The organism is Longimicrobiaceae bacterium (assembly GCA_035696245.1).
In the GTDB taxonomy this organism is placed as follows: Bacteria; Gemmatimonadota; Gemmatimonadetes; order Longimicrobiales; family Longimicrobiaceae; genus DASRQW01.
The window spans coordinates 1-4,792 of record DASRQW010000308.1; the positions used below are offsets into that span (position 1 = coordinate 1).

4 protein-coding genes are annotated in these 4,792 nt (G+C 71.4%); all 4 read left to right on the forward strand.

The annotated features are described in order from the left end of the window. Positions 1 to 347, forward strand: a 347-nt coding sequence (locus tag VFE05_14500; protein ID HET6231279.1) for a hypothetical protein, incomplete at its 5' end; no start/stop codon positions are given. 35 nt (positions 348 to 382) lie between these two features. After that, on the forward strand, positions 383 to 1,879 hold the full coding sequence (locus VFE05_14505) for an altronate dehydratase family protein (GenBank protein HET6231280.1): 1,497 nt from the start codon (positions 383 to 385) through the stop codon (positions 1,877 to 1,879). Positions 1,880 to 2,130: 251 nt separating this feature from the next. Continuing rightward, positions 2,131 to 3,666 (forward strand): tagaturonate reductase, encoded by a 1,536-nt coding sequence (locus tag VFE05_14510; GenBank protein HET6231281.1) that lies wholly within the window; start codon positions 2,131 to 2,133, stop codon positions 3,664 to 3,666. A gap of 10 nt (positions 3,667 to 3,676) precedes the next feature. Beyond that, positions 3,677 to 4,723, forward strand: a complete 1,047-nt coding sequence (gene uxuA / locus VFE05_14515) for a mannonate dehydratase (GenBank protein ID HET6231282.1) — start codon at positions 3,677 to 3,679, stop codon at positions 4,721 to 4,723. Positions 4,724 to 4,792: the final 69 nt, after the last annotated feature.

Below are 4,792 nucleotides of genomic sequence, written 5' to 3' on the forward strand. Positions count from 1 at the left end.
AGGTGTCGGAGACGGCGGGCATCTACAACACCGCCGGCTTCAACGACGACACGCGCGCCTTCTGCTCCATCCCGGCGCGCCACGACCTGTCGCGCCGCGTGGACGCCAACTTCCTGGGCGGCCTGGTCGCCCGCCACGTGATCGACATGGAAGATGCGCGGCCCATGGCGCGCGCGCTGGCCTACGACCTGGCCCGCAAGACCTACCGCTTCGACCAGCCTTCGGGAGATGCGGTAGATGCGGCGCGCTCCGCCCCCTCGCCGGCCGCCCGGAACGCGTCGCCCGACGGCGCCTCCGCCGATGCGCGGCAGGCGGGGCGCGCGACCGCCGGCGCGGGCGCGGACTGACCGATGCGCATCTTCCCGATCCACGGAGGCCGCTGATGGCGAAGCCGCTGGCGGTGCAGGTGCACCCGACCGACAACGTAGCCGTCCTCGTCGCCGCGCTGCCCGCGGGCGCCGAGATCGAAGTGGCGGGCAGCACCGTCGTCCTGCGCGAGGACGTGGGCGCGGGCCACAAGGTCGCGCTCGCGCCCCTCCGCGCGGGCGAGACCGTGGTGAAGTACGGCTTTCCCATCGGCTTGACGACGGCGGACGTGGAGCAGGGCGTGTGGGTCCACTCCCACAACCTGAAGACGCACCTGGAAGGCGTGCTCGACTACTCGTATGCGCCGGTCGCGCAGCCGTCGCCAGCCGTCTCCGCCATGCCCACGTTCATGGGCTATCGGCGTTCCGACGGCCGCGTGGGGACGCGCAACGAGGTGTGGATCGTCAACACGGTCGGCTGCGTGAACACCGCCGCGGACCGCATCGCGCGGGCGGCGGCGGAGCGGTACGCGGGGCGGGTGGACGGCGTGCACTCCTTCTCGCACCCGTACGGATGCAGCCAGCTCGGCGACGACCTGCAGAACACGCGCGCCGTGCTGGCCGGCCTCATCCGCCACCCCAACGCGGGCGGCGTGCTGGTCCTCGGGCTCGGCTGCGAGAACAACCAGATGGACGAGCTGCTCGCCCAGGCGCCCGACGTGGACCGCAATCGCCTGCGCTTCTTCAACACGCAGGACGTGGTGGACGAGGTCGAGGAAGGCGTGGACCTCGTCGGCGAGCTGGTGGCCGCGATGGAAGGTGACCGTCGCGTGGAGGTGCCCGCGAGCGAGCTGGTGATCGGCAACAAGTGCGGCGGCTCCGACGGCTTCAGCGGCATCACCGCGAACCCGCTCGTGGGCCGCGTGGCGGACAAGTTGACGGGGCTGGGCGGCGGCGTGATCCTCACCGAGGTGCCGGAGATGTTCGGCGCCGAGCAGGTGCTGATGAACCGCGCGGCCAGCGAGGAAGTGTTCGGCGGCGTCGTGAGCATGGTGAACGACTTCAAGGACTACTTCATCCGCCACGGGCAACCCATCTACGAGAACCCGTCGCCGGGCAACAAGGCGGGCGGGCTGACCACGCTGGAGGAGAAGTCGCTGGGCGCGATCCAGAAGGGCGGCCGCGCCACGGTGAGCCGCGTGCTGCGCTACGGCCAGCCCGCCGCGCCGGGAGGCCTGTCGCTGCTTGAAGCGCCGGGCAACGACGGCGTGTCGTGCACCGCGATGGTGGCGAGCGGTGCCACGGTGCTTCTCTTCACCACCGGCCGGGGGACGCCGCTCGGCTTCCCGGTGCCGACGATGAAGGTCTCGTCCAACAGCGCCATCGCGGAGAAGAAGCCGCACTGGATCGACTTCAACGCCGGCGCGCTGCTGGACGGCGACGCCACGCTGGACGGCCTGGCGGACGAGCTGTTCGCCCGCGTCCTGGACGTCGCCAGCGGGCGCGAGCTCACGAACAACGAGAAGAACGGCTACCGCGAGATCGCCATCTGGAAGGAAGGCGTGACGCTGTGACGTCCTCGTGTGAATCGGCCTTCGGCCGTGAGCGGGGATACGGAACCGGGGATGCTGCCGCAGCAGCCCACGCAGGTGGGCTTCGTGCCGCCGTAGCCCGCGGGTTTACCCGCCAGGGCGGTGCCGCGTGCACCGAAATTCGCGGATCCGGTCTCGCCGCCCGAACCCGCTGCGTAGCCGTCGGCCGCTCGTCCTCTCTCGAATTCCACGCCGTCCGCGTCCCGCGGATGCGCGACATCTCCAGAAGATAGATGCCGTCTCTTCCCGCCCTCTCGCGCGAGCTGGTGTGCTCGCCCGCGTTCCAGGCGCGCACCGACGTGTCCGTGCCCGCACCCGAGCTTCTGTCGCTGCCCGAGCGCGCCGTGCAGTTCGGCACCGGCGCCTTCCTGCGCGGTTTCGTGGACTACTTCATCGACGAGGCGAACCGGCAGGGCCGCTTCGGCGGGCGGGTGGTGATGGTGGGCAGCACGGGCAGCGGGCGCGACGGCGTGCTGAACGAGCAGGACGGCCTCTACACGCTCGCCATCCAGGGCGTGGAGGGCGGGGAAGTGCGCCGGGAGCACCGCGTCGTCGGCTCCGTCAGCCGCGCGCTCTCCGCCCGCGGCGAGTGGACGGCGGTGCTGGAGGTGGCGCGCAGCCCCGAGCTTGAGGTCGTCTTCTCGAACACCACGGAAGTCGGCATCGCCCTCGACGAGGGAGACGAGGCGGAGATGAGTCCACCGCGCTCCTTCCCCGGCAAACTCGCGCGCTTCCTGTACGAGCGCGGCCGCGCCTTCGCGTGGAACGAGGCGCGCGGCGTGGTCGTGGTCCCGTGCGAGTTGATCGACGACAACGGCGACCGGCTGCGCGCCATCGTGCTCCAGCTCGGCGAGCGCTGGGGCTTCGGGGCGGAGTTCGCGCGCTGGATCGAATCCGCCGTGCCATTCTGCAACACGCTGGTGGACCGCATCGTCCCCGGCGCGCCGTCGCCCGAGGTGCAGATGGAGACGGACGCGCTGCTGGGCTACCGCGACGCGCTGCTCACGTCGTGCGAGGTCTACCGCCTCTTCGCCATCCAGGGCGATGGGGCGCTGGCGGAGCGGCTGCGCTTTCCGGCCGCGGACCCGCGCATCATCGTCGCCGCCGACGTGTCGCCGTACCGCGAGCGGAAGGTGCGGCTGCTGAACGGCTCGCACACCGTGACGACGCCGGCCGCGCTGCTCTGCGGCTGCGAGACGGTGCTGGACGCGGTGGAGCACGAGCTGGTGGGGCCCTTCCTGAGCCGCGCGATGCTGGAGGAGATCGTCCCCAGCCTGGACGCGCCGGGCGCGGAGGTCTTCGCGCAGGAGGTGCTGGACCGCTTCGCGAACCCGTTCATCCGCCACGCCCTGGTGGACATCACGCTCCAGCAGACCATGAAGGTCCGCGTCCGCATCGTCCCCTCCGTCGTTCGCTACGCTGAGAAGGCGGGGCGCGTGCCGCAGTCGCTGGCGTTCGGCTTCGCGGCGTACCTGCTCTACATGCGCGGCGACATGCAGGCCGATCGGCAGCGCGCCGGCCTCAACGTTCCCGCGGACGACCAGGGTGCAAAGGTGCGAGATGCGTGGCTTTCGGTAGATGCGGATTCCGCCGAAGCCGTCGCATCCCTCGTCCAATCCGTCGTGTCCGACGAAGCGCTGTGGGGCGCGGAGCTCGCCGCCGTCCCCGGCTTCGCGGACGCGGTCGCCACGCATCTCCAGTCCATGCTGTCCGACGGCGTCCCGGCCGCGCTCGAGGCGCACCTCGCCGGCGCCGCGCAGGCCGCGTAGGGAGACGGCGATGCAGATGACCTTCCGCTGGTACGGCGAGGACGATCCCGTCACCCTGGCGAACATCCGCCAGGTCCCCGGCGTCACCGGCATCGTCAGCGCGCTCTACGACGTCGCCGTGGGAGATGCGTGGCCGCTGGACGAGCTGCTGCGCCTCCGCGAGCGAATCGAGGCGGCGGGGATGCGGTTCGCCGTGGTCGAAAGCATCCCCGTGCACGAGGACGTGAAGCTGGGGCGGCCGACGCGCGACGCGCTGATCGACGCGTACTGCCGCAGCGTGCAGGCGATGGGCGAGGCGGGCATCCCCGTGCTCTGCTACAACTTCATGCCCGTGTTCGACTGGACGCGCACCAGCCTGGCCATGCCGCTGCCCGACGGCTCCACGGCATTGGCGTACGACCACGCGGCCCTCTCGCGCATCGACCTCTCCCGCGGCACCGGCGACCTTCCCGGCTGGGCGGCGGCGTACGACGCGGCGCAGCTCGCCGCCCTCTTCGAGGCCTACGAGTCGGTGGATGAAGAGCGGCTTTGGGAGAACCTCGCCTACTTCCTGGAGCGCGTCGCGCCCGTGGCGGAGGAGGCCGGGGTGAAGATGGCGATCCATCCGGATGATCCGCCGTGGCCCATCTTCGGGCTGCCGCGCATCATCACGGGCGGCGCGGCGCTGGAGCGGCTGGTCGACCTGGTCGAAAGCCCGGCGAACGGCGTGACGTTCTGCACCGGCTCGCTCGGGGCGGACCCGGCGAACGACCTGCCGGCCATCGCGCGGCGGCTGGGGGGGCGCGGGCGGATCCACTTTGTGCACTGCCGCAACGTGCGGGTCACCGGCGAGCGCGCGTTCCACGAGGCGCCGCACCCCAGCGCCTTCGGCAGCGTGGACATGCACAGTGTGCTCAAGGCGCTGCGCGACACGGGCTTCGACGGCCCCATGCGCCCCGACCACGGCCGCATGATCTGGGGCGAGCAGGGACGCCCCGGCTACGGCCTGTACGACCGTGCGCTCGGCGCGGCGTACCTGCAGGGGCTGTGGGAAGGGCTGGAACGGCCGGGGGATTGATCGAGGGCGGGTAAGCTGTTGTGGTGCTGGGGGGTGCCCCCTCCCCCAGCCCCTCCCCCAAAACTGCCT

Bases quoted from the DNA above. Each gene is read 5' to 3' on its own strand.
- uxuA (HET6231282.1), top strand. From the start codon at position 3,677: ATGCAGATGACCTTCCGCTGGTACGGCGAGGACGATCCCGTCACCCTG.
- VFE05_14510 (HET6231281.1), top strand. From the start codon at position 2,131: ATGCCGTCTCTTCCCGCCCTCTCGCGCGAGCTGGTGTGCTCGCCCGCG.
- VFE05_14505 (HET6231280.1), top strand. From the start codon at position 383: ATGGCGAAGCCGCTGGCGGTGCAGGTGCACCCGACCGACAACGTAGCC.